The organism is Streptomyces sp. NPDC056144 (assembly GCF_042264145.1).
Lineage (GTDB): Bacteria > Actinomycetota > Actinomycetes > Streptomycetales > Streptomycetaceae > Streptomyces.
The window spans coordinates 26,475-42,183 of sequence record NZ_JBHJVF010000016.1 but is presented as its reverse complement, the minus strand read 5'-3'; the positions used below and the strand labels follow the sequence as shown (position 1 = coordinate 42,183).

Below are 15,709 nucleotides of genomic sequence, written 5' to 3'. Positions count from 1 at the left end.
GGAGGTTCGTCGTCATGGCCTGGGTTCTTCTGATCATCGCCGGTCTGCTCGAGGTCGGCTGGTCGATCGGTATGAAGTACACCGACGGTTTCACCCGCCTCTGGCCCAGCGTGTTCACCGGTATCGGGATCGTCGCCTCGATGGTGCTGCTGTCGCAGGCCGCCAAGACGCTGCCGATCGGTACGGCGTACGGCGTGTGGGTCGGCATCGGCGCGGCCGGTGCGGCGGTGTTCGGCATGGTGGTGCTCGGTGAGCCGGCGACCGCCGCCCGGATCTTCTTCGTCTGTCTGCTGCTCGTCGCCGTGGTGGGACTCAAGGCGACCTCGGGTCACTGACCCTTCCGGCCCTGCTCCCGCTTCTTCTTGCCGGTCACCGAGGACTTCGGCCCGGCCTCGCCGGCCCACGGCCCCTCGGTCTCCGGCCCGTCCGGTACCGGCGGCACCGCCGACATCTGCTCGGCCCCCGGCATCAGCTGGAGGTCGAAGGCGCGCGGTGCCGCCCCGGCCAGGGCTTCGCGGGTGAACTGCGCCCAGATCTCGGCGGGAGCGCCGCCGCCGTTGATCCGGGGCAGGCCGAGGGCTCCGTACAGCGGTTCCTGCCGCCCCGACTCGGGGTCCTGGCCCATCAGCGCGACCACGGTCGCGAGTTCGGGCGTGTAGCCGGCGAACCAGGCCGCCTTGTCGTCCTCCGCCGTCCCCGTCTTGCCCGCCGATGGCCGTCCGGCGGCCTGCGCCGCCGTGCCCGTGCCGACCTCGACGACGCTCCGGAGGACGGAGGTGGTCGTGTCGGCGGCTTCGCGGGTGACGGCCTGCCGGGCGGGCCGGGACGGCAGGTCCACGGTCCGGCCGCCCTTGGTGACCGCCTCGACGAGGCTGGGCGTCCCGTGCCGGCCGTGCGCGGCGAGGGTGGCGTACGCGGAGGCCATGTCGAGGACGCTCGCGGTGGCGGGGCCGAGCGCGATGGACGGGGAGGCGGTGAGGTCGGGGGTGGAGCCGGGCAGGCCGAGGGCGACGGCCGTGCGGCGTACGTGGGAGGGGCCGACGTCCACGGCCATCTGGGCGTACACGGCGTTGACGGACAGGTCGGTGGCCTCGCCGACCGCGATCTCGCCGTAGCTGGCGTCGTCCTCGTTGGCGGGGTCGTACGGGGCGCCGTTCCAGCCCTCCACGGGGCGGCGGTTGGTCCCGTCGTACAGCGTGTACGGGGTGATGGGCACGCCCTGCTGGGTCTGGGCGCCGGCCTGCACGGCGGCGGTGAAGACGAAGGGCTTGAAGGTGGAGCCGACCTGGTAGTCGCGGCGGGTGGCGTTGTTGACGTACTGCCGCGTGTAGTCGATGCCGCCGTAGAGGGCGAGGACCTTGCCGGTGGCGGGGTCGACGGCGGCGGCGCCGACGCGGACGTACCGGTCGGCGGGGGAGCGGGCGGGGTCGAGCCGGGAGACGACCCGGTCCTCGACGGCCTGGACGAGGGTCTCCTGCTTCGTGCGGTCGAGGGTGGTGGTGATGCGGAAGCCGCCGGCCGCGAGGGTCGTCTCGTCGACGATGCCGTGGCCGGTGAGGTACTCCTCGACGGCCTGGACGAGGTAGCCGCGCTGGCCGGAGAGGCCGGTCGCGGGGCGCGCGGTCTGCGGGACGGGGAAGCGGGCGGCGGCGCGGACGGGCCGGTCGAGCCAGCCCTCGCCGACCATGCCGTCGAGGACGTAGTTCCAGCGGGCGACGGCCTTGGCCCGGTTCTCGGGGTGGGTGGTGACGTCGTAGGCGCTGGGGGCCTTGAGGAGCGAGGCGAGGTACGCGCCTTCGGCGGTGTCGAGCTGCTCGACGTCCTTGCCGTAGTAGGCGCGGGCGGCGGCCTGGATGCCGTACGCGTTCCGGCCGAAGTAGCTGGTGTTGAGGTAGCCCTCGAAGATGTCGTCCTTGGTGGTCTCGCGTTCCAGCTTGATCGCGATGAAGAACTCCTTGGCCTTGCGGGAGAGGGTCTGTTCCTGCCCGAGGTAGTAGTTCTTCACGTACTGCTGGGTGATGGTGGAGCCGGACTGGCGGCCCTTCCCGGTGACCGTGTTCCAGGCGGCGCGGACCATGGCCTTGGGGTCGACGGCGCGCGAGGTGTGGAAGTCGCGGTCCTCGGCGGCGAGGACGGCCTGCCGTACCGCGAGGGGGATCTGTTCGAGCCGCACGTTCTCGCGGTTGACCTCGCCGTCGCGGGCGATCGGGGTCCCGTCGCGGTAGAGGTAGACGTTCGACTGGGCGAGGGCGGCGGCGTTGGCGGGCGGGATCTCCACGAGGAGGTAGCCGGCGGCGAAGGCGCCGCCGAGGAGCAGGACGCCGAGGAGGGCGAGGCCGGTGAGGATCCGCAGGACGCGCCGGGGACGGCGCTTCTTCGCGGGGGGTGGCGGGGCGTCGAGGGTGGGGTCCCTCGGCTCCCAGCTGCCGGAGGAGCGACCGGAGGAGCGACCGGAGGAGCTGCCGGAGGGGCCACCGGAGAAGCTACCGGATGAAGGGGGCATGGCACCTGATATTGCCTCATATCGCCCATTTCTTTCCGTTCTTCTTGAAGGTGACGGAAAAACGGGTCGCGGGGCGACGGCGGGCATCGCTAGGGTCGTGGGTTTCCCGGCGGCGCCCAAGGGAGGAGCGATGGTGTGCGGCTCTACATGACGGTGGCCGCGGGTGGCTTCCGACGCCATGCGACGTACCGCGTGGCGACGATGGCGGGGCTCTTCACCAACACCGTCTTCGGGTTCGTCCTGTCGTACACGTACATCGCCCTGTGGGACGAACGGCCGCACCTCGGCGGCTACTCGATGGACGACGCCCTCGCGTACGTGTGGATCGGGCAGGGACTGATCGCCGTCTGCGGCCTGATGGGCGGCGGCTTCGAGGACGAGCTGATGGAACGGATCAGGACCGGCGACATCGCCGTCGACCTGTACCGCCCCGCCGACCTCCAGACCTGGTGGTTCGCCGGCCACGTCGGCCGCTCCGCCTACCTGTTCCTCGGCCGCGGCATCGTCCCGATGGCGATCGGCGCCCTCGCCTTCCGCTTCACCCTCCCCGCGGGCCCGGGCGGCTGGCTCGCGTTCCTCGTGTCGGTGGCGCTCGGCTCGGTGGTGGGCTTCGCGCTCTGGTACCTCGTGGCGCTCAGCGCGTTCTGGCTGCTCGACGGCCAGGGAGTCGTGCAGATGGCGTGGCTGAGCGGGATGTTCTTCTCGGGGATGCTGCTCCCGCTGAACGTCTTCCCCGGCGGCCTCGGCGAGGTGGCGCGGGCGCTGCCGTGGGCCTCGCTGCTCCAGGTGCCGGCGGACGTGTACCTGGGGAAGTACGGGGACGGCTGGGGCCTGACACGGGCGTACGCCTTCCAGGGATGCTGGGCGCTGGCCCTGCTGGGGGCGGGCAGGGCCGTACAGAAGGCGGCGGAACGCAAGGTGGTGGTGCAGGGTGGGTAGGGGCCCGCGCGCGTTGCGGGGATTCCTGGACGGGTGGCGCACGTACCGGCTCCTGGCGGGGATGTGGATCCGCTCGACCCTCGCCTACCGGGCGTCCTTCGCCCTGACCCTGGCCACCGGCTTCCTCATCACCTTCTTCGACTTCGTCGTGATCCTGCTGATGTTCGGCCAGGTGAAGGGCCTCGGCGGCTTCTCGTTCGCCGAGGTGGCGCTGCTGTACGGGATGACGGGCGTGTCGTTCGGGCTCGCGGACCTGATGGTCGGCCCGGTGCACCGGGTGGGGCGGCGGGTGCGGGACGGCTCGCTCGACGTGTTCCTGCTGCGCCCGGCCTCGCTCCTCGCGCAGGTGGCGGCGGACCACTTCGCGCTGCGCAGGTTCGGCCGGATCGCGCAGGCGCTCCTGGTGATCGTCTGGGCGGTGTTCCGCCTCGACGTCGCGTGGACGCCGGTCAAGGCGGTGCTGCTGCCGGTCGCGATGGTGTGCGGGGCGCTGCTGTTCGGCGCGGTGATGGTGGCGGGGGCGGCGGTGCAGTTCTGGCTCCAGGACGCGGCGGAGGTCACGAACTCGTTCACGTACGGCGGGAACACGATGCTCCAGTACCCGCCGACGGTCTTCTCGCAGGACCTGGTGCGAGGGGTGGTGTACGTGCTGCCGCTGGCGTTCGTGAACTGGCTGCCCGCGCTGTACGTCCTGGACCGGCCGGTGCCGGCGGGGGTGCCGGACTGGGCGGTGTTCGCGTCGCCGCTGGTGGCGGCGGTGTGCTGCGGGGCGGCGGGGCTGGTGTGGCGGGCGGGGACGAGAGCGTACAGATCGACGGGAAGCTGAGAGGTGAGCGTGGTGATGCCGTCCGACGAACCCTTCATCGAGGTGGAGGCCCTGGAGAAGACCTTCACGGTCCGCAGGAAACCGGAGAAGGGCGGAGGGAGAGGCCTCCGCCGTACGCGCCACGAGGTGAAGGCGGTCGACGGCATCACCTTCCGGGTGGGCCGGGGCGAGATGGTCGGCTACATCGGCCCGAACGGCGCGGGAAAGTCGACGACGATCAAGATGCTGACGGGCATCCTGACCCCGAGCGGCGGCCGGGTACGGGTCGGGGGCATCGACCCGGTGCGGGAGCGGGTGCGGCTCGCCCAGCGGATGGGAGTGGTCTTCGGCCAGCGGACGACGCTGTGGTGGGACCTGCCGCTGAGGGACTCGTACCGCCTGATGCACCGCATGTACCGCATCCCCGACGCCCGCTACGCGGAGAACCTGGACCGCTGCGTGGACCTCCTCGACCTGGGGGACCTCCTCGACGTCCCCGTACGGCAGCTCTCCCTCGGCCAGCGGATGCGCGGGGACATCGCGGCGGCGCTGCTGCACGACCCGGACGTGCTGTACCTGGACGAGCCGACGATCGGCCTGGACGTGGTGTCGAAGGCGAAGGTGCGCGAGTTCCTGCGGGACCTGAACAGGACAAGGTCGACGACCGTCCTGTTGACGACCCACGACCTCACGGACATCGAACACCTCTGCTCGCGGGTGATGGTGATCGACCACGGCCGGCTGATGTACGACGGTGAACTCGCCGGCCTGCACGAGGCCGGCGAGAGCGAACGCCTGCTGATCGTCGACCTGGCCCACGCCCACGCCCCCATCACCGACGTCCCGGGAGCCCGCTTCCTCCGCGCCGAGGGCCCGCGCCAGTGGCTCGCCTTCCCGGCGACGGCCTCGGCGGCACCACTGGTGTCGGAGGTGGCCTCCCGCTACCCGCTCGTCGACCTGTCGGTGCGGGAGCCGGACATCGAGGCGGTGATCGCGAAGATGTACGGGGGAACTCAGGGAGAGCGCCGGGAGTCCCTGAGATAGGAGGTCGAGCACAGATGGTGAGTTTCTCGTACACGGCGGCGGACGAGGAGAAGAGCAGAGGCGTCCGGCGCATGAAGACGCTGGCGACGTCGCTGCTCCTCGTGGTGGCCGTGATCTACGGCCTGGCGACCTGGGCGGAGAACGCCGGAGCGGGCCCGTGGGCCGGATACGTGGCCGCGGCGGCGGAGGCCGGCATGGTCGGCGCGCTGGCGGACTGGTTCGCGGTGACGGCGCTCTTCCGGCGCCCGCTGGGACTCCCCATCCCGCACACCGCGATCATCCCCACCAAGAAGGACCAGCTGGGCGCCTCCCTGGGCTCCTTCGTGGGCGAGAACTTCCTCTCCGCCGACGTCGTACGGGGCAGGCTGCGGGCCTTCGGGATCGGCGGCCGACTGGGGGCGTGGCTCGCGGACCCGGCGCACGCGGACCGGGTGACGGCGGAGGCGTCGACGGCCCTGCGGGGCGCGCTCACGGTCCTGCGGGACTCGGACGTGCAGGCGGTGGTCGGCGAGGCCATCACCCGCCGCGCGGAGACGGCGGAGATCGCCCCCGGCATCGGCAAGACCCTGGAGAAGATCGTCGCGGACAACGCCCACCGCAGAGCCGTGGACCTGATCTGCACCCGGGCCCACGACTGGCTGGTCACGCACGGCGACTCGGTCATGGACGCGGTCCAGGGCGGAGCCCCGGGCTGGACGCCCCGCTTCGTGGACCGGCGCATCGGCGAGAAGGTCTACAAGGAACTCCTCCGCTTCGTCACGGAGATGAGGGACATGCCGTCCCACCCGGCGCGGGGCGCCATCGACCGCTTCCTGACGGACTTCGCGGCCGACCTCCAGGCCGACACCGACACCCGGGCACGCGTCGAACGCCTGAAGTCCGAGCTCCTGGCCCGCCCGGAGGTCCAGGACATCATCGCCTCGGCCTGGTCCTCGGTCCGCTCCCTGATCATCGCCGCCGCCGACGACGACCGCAGCCAGCTCCGCCTCCGCGCCCGCGCGTCCCTGATCTCCCTGGGCAACCGCCTGGCGACGGACACCCGCCTCCAGGAGAAGGTCGACGGCTGGGCCGAAGACGCCGCCACATACGTGGTCACCACGTACCGCCACGAGATCACCTCCCTGATCACCGACACGGTCGCCGGCTGGGACGCCACCCAGACCTCGAAGAAGATCGAGGCGAACATCGGCCGCGACCTCCAGTTCATCCGCATCAACGGCACGGTGGTAGGCGCCCTGGCCGGCCTCCTGATCTACACGGTGAGCCACGCGGCAGGCGGCTGACGCTCCCTCTCGGGACTCCTACTTCCCGCGAGTGACGGCCCAGGAAGCAGCCGCCATCCCCCCGGCGACGGAGAACACGGCGGGCCAGGCCCCGATCTTCTTGGCGAGCGGATGGGACCCGGCAAAGGCGGCGACATACCCGGCGGTCAGCCCCACGGCAGCCCGGGTCCCCCCAACCCGCTGCCACTCCTTCGCCGCAACCCCACCGGCCACGGCCAACACCACCCCACCCAGCGGCCGCTTCTTGGTCCACCGAGCAGTCGCGTAACCCCCGACGAGCCCGGCGGCGGCTATGGCGGGGGAGGGGATGTGGGGCATGGGGGTGGCCTTTCGTCTGGCGCGGTATCGATACGACGAGCGTAACGAGCGCACAGAAAGCCCCTGGCGTACCCCCGCGTACCTCTGCGCGGTCCTACGAGGCCGGCGTATCTGACAGAGCGGCTGCCGCGCGAATCGCCTGACGGATGGCGCTGGGCGTACGCCAGGTTTCCCCCGCGTAGTTCCTGTGGCACATGCGGTGGCAGTTCGCGCACAGGAGCGCGAGGTCCTCCAGCCGGGTCTGGCTCGGGCCGGATACGTGAAGGGGCGTGACGTGGTGCACCTCGATGTAGTCGGTGCCGAGGGGGCCGTAGGCGGCACCGAAGTCGAACGTGCACGCCTCGCACCGAATGGGCTGGTTCAGCTTCCGCGCCTGGTTGAGCTTGCGGCCGCGGAGCCCGCGGTCCCGCTCGCGATGGAGGGCCAGACGGACCAGCAGACGTCCCTCGCGGGCGGACGTCTCGCCGTCCTCGTCTACCTCGTCGGGCTGGACGGGGGTGCTGTGGAGCTCGCCACTGGCGATCCCCGCGCGCAGGGCGTGCGCTGTAGCCGCCATTCCCTGCGGATCGGCCAGGAAGTCCGTGACGATCTGCCGGGTGGGCCGGCCGCCCTTGGTCGGGGTGCCCTGGTGGCCGGGGTGGGCGGTGGCGATATCCGTGGTTTTCCGGCTGACACTGTTCGGTGACCGGAAGCGGGGGTCAGAGCTGGCGTTCTCGTGAAGCGGCAGCGAACGGAGCAGGTCGGACAGCTCCAGGACCCGCACGTCACCCTGGCGCAGCTCACGCCAGCCGTTCTCCATGACGAGCGCGCACGCAAGCAGCAGCTCATCCCTTGCCCACGAGATCTGTGCCATGCAGCGGAGCGTACAAGTGTTCCCTGCGCGCGTGGAGTGTCTGAGGATGGCACGGGATGGCGCACACTTGGAGGACGTTTGCCGGTTGGAGGGCGTTGTCAGTGGGGTCTGTCACTCTCTGTTATGTCTGGCGGGCAAGGCGCCAGCGAGGCACGTGGTCGAAGGAGGGTGCATGACCAGCACTGAGGCGGAGTTCACTTCCATCGAGATCTGCGCTGGAGCCGGCGGGCAGGCCATCGGGCTGCATGCCGCCGGTTTCAGGCATCTTGCGCTCGTTGAAATCGACAAGCACGCGAGGGAAACGCTTCGGCGGAACATCGAGAAGCGGCCCGACTGGTCCTGGGAGCAGCAGCACTGTGACCTCCGCCATGCGGACGTCAAGGAGTTCGAGCCGCTGGAGGCCGTGAAGAAGAACGGGAAGCTGATCGAGCCTGGGGAACTCGACCTCCTCGCTGGCGGGGTACCGTGCCCGCCTTTCTCTCACGCAGGGAAGCAGCTCGGGAAAGACGACGAGAGGGATCTCTTCCCGCGCATGCTGTATCTCGTCGATCGCCTGAAGCCACGCGCTGTGATGATCGAGAACGTGCGAGGCATCCTGGACCCGAAGTTCTCGGACTACAGGGACTTCATCGAAGCCAGGCTGGAAGGCGGCACGTACCGCGGGGAAGACGGCAACCTCGTAACCGAGGACGGCCTGGGCTACGTCGTGTGCCACTGGGGGATCCTGGAGGCCAGCAACTTCGGCGTTCCGCAGCTCCGGCCCCGGGCGATTCTTGTTGCCATCCGACGGGACGTCCTCGAGGACGTGAAGTACGAGTGGCCTACATCGACCCACGAGGACGAGGTGAGCGTCGTCGAGGCGCTTAAGGCGTCGATGGAGCAGCGCTACGAGGCCTTTTATGGCGGGCCGCGCGACCGGGAGGCCCGTGAGGCCTACCAGCGGTGGCACGCCAAGGCCACCGCGCGCCACGCGGAGCTGAAGGCCAAGGACAGCGCCGGCATTGCGCCCACGCTCGTGGGCGGCTCGAAGAAGCACGGTGGTGCCGACCTCGGTCCGAGCAGGGCGAAGGCGGCCTGGAAGCAACTGGGCGTCTCGGGTCTTGGCGTCGCGAACGACATCGAGATGTGCAAGAAGAAGGGGTCCGAGGACCGGGACCTCTTCGGCGTTGACGGGCCGATGCTGACTGTCGAGCAGGCGGCGATCATCCAGGGCTTCCCCGGGGACTGGATTTTCGACGGGGGGAAGACCGCGCAGTACCGGCAGGTCGGAAACGCTTTCCCGCCCCCGGTTGCTGCGGCCGTCGGCCGGTCGATCATGGATGTCCTGAAGGCCGCCCGGGAGCGCGACGCCCAGAACTCCTGATCAGCCCTTCCCGTCTCCGGCCGTGCCCTTGCCTCGCGCAAGGGCACGGCGCTTTTCTACCTCAGCGGCGATGCGTGCGGCGCATTCCCCCGAGGGCTCGTGCTCCCAGAAGCGGAGCACCAGCCAGCCTGCTTCTTTCAGACGCTGGTTCGTATCCTCGTCACGGGCCATGTTCCGGGCGACCTTCTCGGACCAGTAACCGGGGTTGGTCTTCGGTGCCACGTAATGCTCGGGACAGCCATGCCAGTAACAGCCATCGATGAAGACGGCCAGCTTCACAGGGCGGAACACGATGTCTGCGGTCCGGCGAAGACCAGGCAATGGCTTGGCGGCGATCCGGTAGCGCAGACCTTGGGCGTGCAGAATCCGGCGGACCTGCTGCTCTGGCTGGGTATCCCTGCTGCGGATCGCCTGCATGTTCCGGCGCCGGGCAGCTGAGGATGCCCACGAGCCTTCTGGTGGTGACCAGTCCGCGCCACTGTCTTGCTGGATCATCGAGTGCAGTCCTCCGGCTACCAGCCTGCCAGAGTGTCGGCCAGCCTTTCGTAGGGCAGGACCCTGCCCTGCTCGACGCACTCCTGCCAGTCGTCCTTCTGCTGGCTGCTGCCCAGGTCCTGGACAGCCTTCGCCAGCGAGTCGAAGGCGATGTGGTAAACCGCATCGACCTCGCCAGTTCCCCGGGCGATGGCTGCGATCCGGCTGGGCATCGGCTCTGCTGTCACTGCGACGAGGTGAGGCAGCCGGCCGCGCCGATGCTTGATCATCTGAAGGAACTCATGCCTGATGTTCTGGACGCGGTCGGACCGGATCGTCCACTTGCATGACACTGCTGCGTGGAGGAATGGCTGGGAGTCGCCGAGAAGTGGCGAGTCCTCGACACCGACAGTCACGTCCGGCTTGATGAGGTAGTCGCGCCCCAGCTCCGTCCTCAGCTCGGGGTACTTCTTCAGGAGCTTGGTCAGCTTGGCGAGGTGGCTGTACTGGCCGAAGGCCGTGACGACTTGCTTGTGGTCGACCTGCCAGTTCCTCTTGCCGTCCACCTGGCTGAGCGTGTCAGCGAGGTCGTTACGTACAGCAAGTTCGAGCGCGGAGCCCGGATCGGATGGCGTGGATGGGTTGATTGAGCAGGGAATTCCCAGATCCTCGAGTATGGCGGCGGCCAGCTTCTTCGACGGTGAACTGCTCGTGTCGGCACTATTGGCCACGAGAGCTCCGGATTTGAGCGGCTTCCAGCCGAGGAGCTGGGCGGCGAAGAGTGCACTCATCAGGCTGGCCTACTTGCTGTGGGACGGAAGCGACGGAGCAGTAGTGACGGCCTCGTCGGCTGAGGCGCATGCCCAGAGTCGGCCGTCCAGTACGACGCTGCGGCGGTTGCTCTGGGGCGAGACCTCGACGACACGCGTGCTCACGAACTCTCCCTCCTGGGGCACAGGAACCCCGAGCTCCGAAGCGATCCGCTGGTGACTGCCGTAGTCGCCCATGATGAGGATTCCCTCGCCGCGCAATGCCGAGCGCGAGCCGCCGTTGCCGCGGACCCGCTTCATGTAGTCCTTCTGCTGGGCAACCGTGCGTACGACGTTCCGGCCGATGCGCCGGTTCTGTACTCGACGGAACAGCTCGTTGAGCTTTGCCTGCCCGGACTTCTGGGCGAAGACGGCGTCCCGGTCAGCATCGGGCATGTGCAGGAGGACGTTCTCCGGAAGCTCGGCATCCCGCCAAAGCCAGGCGATCTTGTCGCGATGGTCGGCCTTCACGGTCAGTTTCAGGTCGCGGTTGTTTCCCCGGTTGAGCCATTCCTCTTTGACGCGGAAGAGTCCTGCGCTCCACCGGCTCTTCCTGTCATCTGCCCAGACCAGCAGGCACAGGTGATCCCGGGCCTCTGGAGGGATCATCCAGCCGCCGAACTGCTGTGAGTATTTGCAGTCCACGTCAATTCCGGCGATCCGGTAATCCATGTCGACGCCGTCATCGAACTTGAACTCGCGCTGGAGCTTGATTTCCACCAGCGTGCCTGCGTGGGTTTTCTCGGTCTTGTACAGGGACTTCCAGTCGTAACGGCCTGTGTCTTCGCCATTGAGCAGTTGATCGATCGTGTCGCGGAGGGACCGGGCGAAACGCTGTTCGGCGAAGTCGATCTCCTGCAGGTGCTTCCATACGGCAGCGAGCTCGGGATCTCCCTGGAGCAGCGCATGGTTCTGGATGTTGAGAGCAGCGGAGACATCCATGGGGAGCAAGGGCCGGTCCTGTCTGTGACCACGGTGTGACGAAGGCAGAGTGACGGGAGTTCCCGCGGAGTGTCATTGCGGAGGCCTGCACTATGTCAGCTCCGCCCGTCCCTTTGCCGAGTGAGCGATCGCTAAAGCAGATCCGCCCCGTGGCACTCCCCATATGTCCGGTCCGAGCCGCACCAGCACGGGGCGTCGTGGGGTGGTGGCCAGGGGGTGGCTCGGGCTCGGGAGGCCAAGGTGGTCGCGTATTGGGGGAGGAGGGCCGGGGTGGAGGGTGGGGTGGATTCCGCGGCTGCGAAGGCTTCGTAGGAGGGGACCGTGGCGCGGACGATGCCGAGGTTGCGGGTGCCTGCCTGGAACAGTTCGCGGAGGGAGGCCTCGATGTCCGTGAGGTGGGCTCGGTAGGTGGGGTATTCGGCTTCCAGTTCCGGGTACGCGGCCAGGAGCTCGTCAAGTTCGCGTTCCGGCCAGTGCAGGACCGCGACCGGGAAGGGGCGGGAGAGGGCCGTGCGGTAGGTGCCCAGTTCCGAGCGGAGGCGGGCGATCTCGGCCTGGAGTTCCGCGGGGTCCTCCGAGCCGAGGGACCAGAGGCGTTTCGGGTCGTGGAGTTCGTCCAGGGGGACCGCCGCCGGGTGGAGGCGGTCGGCCAGGGTGTCCCAGTCGTCGTGCGGGAGCGCCAGCATCCTGCGGATCCTGTGGCGGGTCGTGATCAGGGAGTGGGTGGGGTGGGGGAGGTCGTCCCCCGGAGGGGAGGGCACGAGGGCGGTGGCCGCTTCGGTGAGGGTTTGCTCCGCCGCTTCCAGTTCGTCGTGGGCCTCCAGCGTCTCCGCCGTCGTCTCCCACGCCGCCGCGTCCGACGGTGTCGCCTGCCGGATGCCGGCGATGATCGCCCTGGCCTCCGCCTCGTGGCCGTACTCCCACAGGTTCGCCGCCTTCAGCGCCCTGATCAGGTGGGGGTTCGCGGGGGAGCCCGTCAGGAGTTCGTCGTACAGGGCCGTCGCGCCTTCGCGGTCGCCCGCCAGTTCCCGGTGGGCCGCGGCCTGGAGGTAGAGGGATTCCCGGTCTCCCGGGTACTGCGCTGCGGTACGCAGCAGACGCTCGGCTTCGGTGGTGTGGGCGGCAGGGGTGTCGGGGCGCATGTTCTCCACCGTACTGCTGTACGGGCCTGGAGAGTTGGCACCTCTGCGCCTATCGTGCCCCGCGTGCGGGACAGGGCGCGAGACAGCGGTCGGGATCGGGTGCCGGTCGTCGTCCAGGGGCGACGGCGGGGCCGTACGCGCGCGCGTGTCCTGTGGGTCGGGGCCGAGACCGTCGTCACCTGCGGGGTGCTCGTCCTCCTTCTCGTCGTCCATCAGCTCTGGTGGACCAACCGTGAGGCCCGTGCCGACGCCCTTGAGCAGGTGAGTGTGCTGGAGAGGGAGTGGGGGGCTCCTTCGGCGGGACTCGGGGGAGGGGGAGAAGGAGGGGGTGGAGTAGCCGAGGGGGAGGGCGCGGCTGAGTTCGAGGACGGCGTGGCGGCGGAGGGCGAGGGGGATGTCGTGGGTGGTGGTGAGGGGGGTGCGGTTCCGGGCGGCGGTACTCCCTCTGCTCGTGCGGCGCGTCCTTCCTCGGCGGGCGCGTACTCCCGTGCCTTCGCCGTCATCCGCATTCCCCGCATCGGGCTCACCGCGCCCGTCGCCGCCGGCGTCTCCAAGCGGTCCGTCCTCGACAAGGGGTACGTCGGGCACTATCCCGGCACCGCCGGGCCCGGGCAGGTCGGGAACTTCGCGCTCGCCGGGCATCGGAACACCCACGGCGAGCCCTTCCGGTACATCAACCGGCTCGTCCTCGGGGACCGCATCGTCGTGCGGACCCGGCAGCGCACGTACACCTACCGGGTCGATCGGATTCTCTCGCGCACCTCTCCCCGTGACGTCGGGGTCGTCCGCGATGTCCCGCGGTCCGTCGTCAAGCCTTCGTACGGGTACACCGCTCCCGGCTCCTATCTGACCCTCACCACCTGTACCCCCGAGTTCAGCAGCGCCTATCGGCTCGTCGTCTGGGCGAAGCTCGAAATTTCTTCGGGGAGCGGGAACTCCTGATCGAGGCCGTGCGTCCTCACTGTGAGTAGCAGGATCAGAGAGAGAAGAAGGGGGTGGTCGGTGTGGAGACGCGAAGGGTTCTGCTGCGCGTGCTCACTCCGCTCTTCTTCCTTCTCGCCCTCGCCGACCTTCTGCTCTCCGACGGCGCCGGCGTTTCCGCCGCCGTCGCCTTCGCCGCGGCGACCGTCGTCTGTGCCCTGATCGGTGCCCGCGTGGCCCCGGTCGTTCCCTCCGCCGCCGTCCGTACGGCGATACGCGAGCGGGAGCGGCGTACCGCCTTCCTGCCGCAGCGCGACCCCGACGCCGCCGGTCGTCGCAGACCCCGAGCTCCCGGCCGTCTCCTCCCGACGGCCGCATAGGGAGCCCGCCCGAGCAAGCTTCGGACCGTTGAGTTCCCTCGCGGATCCGTCATGCCGAGAAACCGCACCACTTCTCTTCCGGCACGACGAGACCCCACGGAGGGCTCCCTTGTCCGTCATCGCTTCCCTGGTCGAGCGGCTCGCCGACCTGCTCCAGCCGCTCTTCGCGACCACCGCCACCGCCGCCGCGATCATCCTCGTCACGATGCTCGTACGGCTCGCCATCCACCCCCTCTCCCGGGCCTCCGCGCGCGGTCAGAAGGCCCGCACCCGGATCGCCCCGCAGCTCGCCGCGCTGCGCAAGAAGCACGCCAAGAACCCCGAGAAGCTCAGGAAGGAGATGCAGGAGCTGCACGCCAGGGAGAAGGTCTCGCCCTTCGCCGGCATCCTGCCGAGCCTGCTCCAGGCGCCCGCGTTCTTCGTCCTCTACCACCTGTTCTCCGGCGACCGCATGACCGGGCACACGCTCTTCGCCGCTCCTCTCGGTGACCACTGGGCCGACGCCCTCGCCGACGGCGGCGTCTTCGGTCCGGCGGGGCTGGTCTACCTCGTCCTCTTCGCGGTCGTCGCCGTCGTGGCCACGTTCACCTACCGCCGTACGAAGCGGCAGCTCGCCGCCCAGCCCCTCGACCTGGGTCAGCCCGGGCAGCCCGGTCAGCCCACGCCCGGTGCCGGGATGATCACGCGGGTCATGCCGCTCATGTCCTTCGCCACCCTCGTCACCGTCGCCGTCGTTCCCCTCGCCGCCGCGCTCTACGTCGTCACCAGCACCACCTGGAGCGCCGTCGAGCGGGCCTTCCTCTTCCGTGAGAGCGCGGAGGAGGGGGCCGTAGGGGCCCTTGCTACTCGCGCGTAAGGGTCCAGGGTGTGAACGGGGTCTTGCAGAGTGAACCGTTCTCTTGGAGGATCGAACAATCCTCCGATGGCCGCACTCCATCGGCCGGGGTACCTCAGGGCCCGACCGGGCCCACCTCGACCACAGGGAGCAAGACCATGAAGCTGCTGCGTGTCGGCCCTCCGGGAGCCGAGCGTCCCGCCCTGCTCGACCAGGACGGAACGCTCCGCGACCTGTCCGCCCTCGTCGACGACATCGACGGCAGTCTCCTCGCCGACGCCTCCGCCCTCGACCGGATCCGGGCCGCCGCCGGCGCCGGAGTGCTGCCCCCGCTCGACGCGACCGGGCTGCGCGTCGGCCCGCCGCTCGGCCGGATCGGCAAGGTCGTGTGCATCGGGCTGAACTACCACGGTCACGCCGCGGAGATCGGTGCCGCGATCCCCGAGGAGCCCGTCGTCTTCCTGAAGGCCGCGGACACGGTCGTCGGCCCCGACGACACCGTGCTCGTACCGCGCGGTTCGGTGAAGACCGACTGGGAGGTGGAGCTCGCCATCGTCATCGGCCGCACCGCCCGCTACCTGGAGACCGACGAGCAGGCCCTGGCGCACGTCGCGGGGTACGCGCTCGCCCACGACGTCTCCGAGCGCGAGTTCCAGATCGAGCGCGGGGGCACCTGGGACAAGGGCAAGAACTGCGAGACCTTCAACCCCCTCGGCCCGTGGCTGGTCACCGCCGACGAGATCCCCGACCCGCAGGACCTCGGCCTGCGCCTCTGGGTCAACGGCGAGCTCAAGCAGGACGGTCACACCTCCGACCAGATCTTCCCGGTCGCGGAGGTCGTCCGGTACGTCAGCCGGTTCATGACCCTCTACCCCGGCGACGTCATCAACACCGGCACGCCCGGCGGTGTCGCGATGGGGCAGCCGGATCCCAAGCCGTACCTGCGCCCCGGTGACGTCGTCGAGCTGGAGATCGACGGGCTCGGGCGGCAGCGGCAGGAGCTCAAGCCTGCCTGATTGATATCGATTGATGTCAGTTGGTGTCGGTTGGTGAACGAAAACGGCGACGCGCCGCGTGGAGCGTCGCCATTTTCGTATG

17 protein-coding genes are annotated in these 15,709 nt (G+C 69.4%); 10 read left to right on the top strand and 7 right to left on the bottom strand.

Going from position 1 to position 15,709, the window contains the following annotated elements; all coding sequences use genetic code 11:
* Positions 1–14: 14 nt before the first annotated feature.
* A complete protein-coding gene (locus ACFC0Z_RS32295) occupies positions 15–335 on the top strand; it encodes a DMT family transporter (protein WP_376445556.1) in 321 nt (106 codons plus the stop codon).
* Here the strand turns inward: ACFC0Z_RS32295 and ACFC0Z_RS32290 are convergent.
* Entirely contained in the window at positions 329–2,503 is a 2,175-nt protein-coding gene (locus ACFC0Z_RS32290; RefSeq protein WP_376445554.1) for a transglycosylase domain-containing protein, read from the bottom strand. The two genes, ACFC0Z_RS32295 and ACFC0Z_RS32290, sit on opposite strands and share 7 nt — an antisense overlap.
* Positions 2,504–2,638: 135 nt before the next feature.
* On the opposite strand from ACFC0Z_RS32290, the gene ACFC0Z_RS32285 reads away from it, so the two are divergent.
* Genes ACFC0Z_RS32285 through ACFC0Z_RS32270 form a run of 4 tightly spaced genes read left to right on the top strand, consistent with a single transcriptional unit; the run spans position 2,639 to position 6,574 of the window.
* Positions 2,639–3,442 carry an ABC transporter permease gene (locus ACFC0Z_RS32285; protein WP_376445551.1) on the top strand — a complete coding sequence of 268 codons (804 nt, stop codon included), beginning with the start codon at positions 2,639–2,641 and terminating at the stop codon, positions 3,440–3,442.
* Positions 3,435–4,268 (top strand): ABC transporter permease, encoded by an 834-nt coding sequence (locus ACFC0Z_RS32280; protein ID WP_376445549.1) that lies wholly within the window; start codon positions 3,435–3,437, stop codon positions 4,266–4,268. The genes ACFC0Z_RS32285 and ACFC0Z_RS32280 overlap by 8 nt, the downstream gene beginning before the upstream one ends.
* A gap of 15 nt (positions 4,269–4,283) precedes the next feature.
* Positions 4,284–5,291: an ATP-binding cassette domain-containing protein gene (locus ACFC0Z_RS32275; RefSeq protein WP_376445546.1), complete on the top strand. Its 1,008-nt coding sequence runs from the start codon at positions 4,284–4,286 to the stop codon at positions 5,289–5,291.
* Between the two features lie 14 nt (positions 5,292–5,305).
* Positions 5,306–6,574, top strand: a complete 1,269-nt coding sequence (locus ACFC0Z_RS32270; protein WP_376445544.1) for a DUF445 domain-containing protein — start codon at positions 5,306–5,308, stop codon at positions 6,572–6,574.
* A gap of 18 nt (positions 6,575–6,592) precedes the next feature.
* On the opposite strand, the gene ACFC0Z_RS32265 is transcribed toward ACFC0Z_RS32270, so the two are convergent.
* Together ACFC0Z_RS32265 and ACFC0Z_RS32260 are read right to left on the bottom strand one after the other, a co-directional pair.
* Positions 6,593–6,892, bottom strand: a complete 300-nt coding sequence (locus tag ACFC0Z_RS32265) for a hypothetical protein (RefSeq protein ID WP_376445541.1) — start codon at positions 6,890–6,892, stop codon at positions 6,593–6,595.
* Between the two features lie 94 nt (positions 6,893–6,986).
* A complete protein-coding gene (locus ACFC0Z_RS32260) occupies positions 6,987–7,745 on the bottom strand; it encodes an HNH endonuclease (protein WP_376445538.1) in 759 nt (252 codons plus the stop codon).
* Between the two features lie 172 nt (positions 7,746–7,917).
* On the opposite strand from ACFC0Z_RS32260, the gene ACFC0Z_RS32255 reads away from it, so the two are divergent.
* Positions 7,918–9,108, top strand: coding sequence for a DNA cytosine methyltransferase (locus ACFC0Z_RS32255; protein WP_376445535.1), 1,191 nt, complete (start codon positions 7,918–7,920; stop codon positions 9,106–9,108).
* On the opposite strand, the gene ACFC0Z_RS32250 is transcribed toward ACFC0Z_RS32255, so the two are convergent.
* The 4 genes from ACFC0Z_RS32250 to ACFC0Z_RS32235 all read right to left on the bottom strand — a co-directional run bounded on the left by ACFC0Z_RS32250 (position 9,109) and on the right by ACFC0Z_RS32235 (position 12,475).
* A complete protein-coding gene (locus ACFC0Z_RS32250; protein ID WP_376445533.1) occupies positions 9,109–9,603 on the bottom strand; it encodes a very short patch repair endonuclease in 495 nt (164 codons plus the stop codon).
* Between the two features lie 17 nt (positions 9,604–9,620).
* Positions 9,621–10,373, bottom strand: coding sequence for an NgoMIV family type II restriction endonuclease (locus tag ACFC0Z_RS32245; protein WP_376445530.1), 753 nt, complete (start codon positions 10,371–10,373; stop codon positions 9,621–9,623).
* Between the two features lie 9 nt (positions 10,374–10,382).
* Entirely contained in the window at positions 10,383–11,333 is a 951-nt protein-coding gene (locus tag ACFC0Z_RS32240; protein ID WP_376445796.1) for a NaeI family type II restriction endonuclease, read from the bottom strand.
* A gap of 131 nt (positions 11,334–11,464) precedes the next feature.
* Entirely contained in the window at positions 11,465–12,475 is a 1,011-nt protein-coding gene (locus ACFC0Z_RS32235; RefSeq protein ID WP_376445527.1) for an SEC-C metal-binding domain-containing protein, read from the bottom strand.
* A gap of 63 nt (positions 12,476–12,538) precedes the next feature.
* On the opposite strand from ACFC0Z_RS32235, the gene ACFC0Z_RS32230 reads away from it, so the two are divergent.
* The 4 genes from ACFC0Z_RS32230 to ACFC0Z_RS32215 all read left to right on the top strand — a co-directional run bounded on the left by ACFC0Z_RS32230 (position 12,539) and on the right by ACFC0Z_RS32215 (position 15,627).
* Positions 12,539–13,417, top strand: a complete 879-nt coding sequence (locus ACFC0Z_RS32230) for a class E sortase (RefSeq protein ID WP_376445525.1) — start codon at positions 12,539–12,541, stop codon at positions 13,415–13,417.
* A gap of 62 nt (positions 13,418–13,479) precedes the next feature.
* Positions 13,480–13,776 (top strand): DUF6412 domain-containing protein, encoded by a 297-nt coding sequence (locus ACFC0Z_RS32225; protein WP_376445523.1) that lies wholly within the window; start codon positions 13,480–13,482, stop codon positions 13,774–13,776.
* A gap of 109 nt (positions 13,777–13,885) precedes the next feature.
* Positions 13,886–14,632 (top strand): YidC/Oxa1 family membrane protein insertase, encoded by a 747-nt coding sequence (locus tag ACFC0Z_RS32220; RefSeq protein ID WP_376445520.1) that lies wholly within the window; start codon positions 13,886–13,888, stop codon positions 14,630–14,632.
* Between the two features lie 137 nt (positions 14,633–14,769).
* The gene (locus ACFC0Z_RS32215; RefSeq protein WP_376445518.1) at positions 14,770–15,627 is read left to right on the top strand and encodes a fumarylacetoacetate hydrolase family protein; all 858 of its coding nucleotides are present in this window, start codon (positions 14,770–14,772) and stop codon (positions 15,625–15,627) included.
* The last annotated feature ends 82 nt before the right edge of the window (positions 15,628–15,709 follow it).

Coding starts and splice junctions, on each gene's coding strand:
- ACFC0Z_RS32265 (WP_376445541.1), bottom strand. CDS start 6,892: ATGCCCCACATCCCCTCCCCCGCCATAGCCGCCGCCGGGCTCGTCGGG.
- ACFC0Z_RS32295 (WP_376445556.1), top strand. CDS start 15: ATGGCCTGGGTTCTTCTGATCATCGCCGGTCTGCTCGAGGTCGGCTGG.
- ACFC0Z_RS32250 (WP_376445533.1), bottom strand. CDS start 9,603: ATGATCCAGCAAGACAGTGGCGCGGACTGGTCACCACCAGAAGGCTCG.
- ACFC0Z_RS32235 (WP_376445527.1), bottom strand. CDS start 12,475: ATGCGCCCCGACACCCCTGCCGCCCACACCACCGAAGCCGAGCGTCTG.
- ACFC0Z_RS32215 (WP_376445518.1), top strand. CDS start 14,770: ATGAAGCTGCTGCGTGTCGGCCCTCCGGGAGCCGAGCGTCCCGCCCTG.
- ACFC0Z_RS32260 (WP_376445538.1), bottom strand. CDS start 7,745: ATGGCACAGATCTCGTGGGCAAGGGATGAGCTGCTGCTTGCGTGCGCG.
- ACFC0Z_RS32270 (WP_376445544.1), top strand. CDS start 5,306: ATGGTGAGTTTCTCGTACACGGCGGCGGACGAGGAGAAGAGCAGAGGC.
- ACFC0Z_RS32240 (WP_376445796.1), bottom strand. CDS start 11,333: ATGGATGTCTCCGCTGCTCTCAACATCCAGAACCATGCGCTGCTCCAG.
- ACFC0Z_RS32275 (WP_376445546.1), top strand. CDS start 4,284: ATGCCGTCCGACGAACCCTTCATCGAGGTGGAGGCCCTGGAGAAGACC.
- ACFC0Z_RS32290 (WP_376445554.1), bottom strand. CDS start 2,503: ATGCCCCCTTCATCCGGTAGCTTCTCCGGTGGCCCCTCCGGCAGCTCC.
- ACFC0Z_RS32245 (WP_376445530.1), bottom strand. CDS start 10,373: ATGAGTGCACTCTTCGCCGCCCAGCTCCTCGGCTGGAAGCCGCTCAAA.
- ACFC0Z_RS32255 (WP_376445535.1), top strand. CDS start 7,918: ATGACCAGCACTGAGGCGGAGTTCACTTCCATCGAGATCTGCGCTGGA.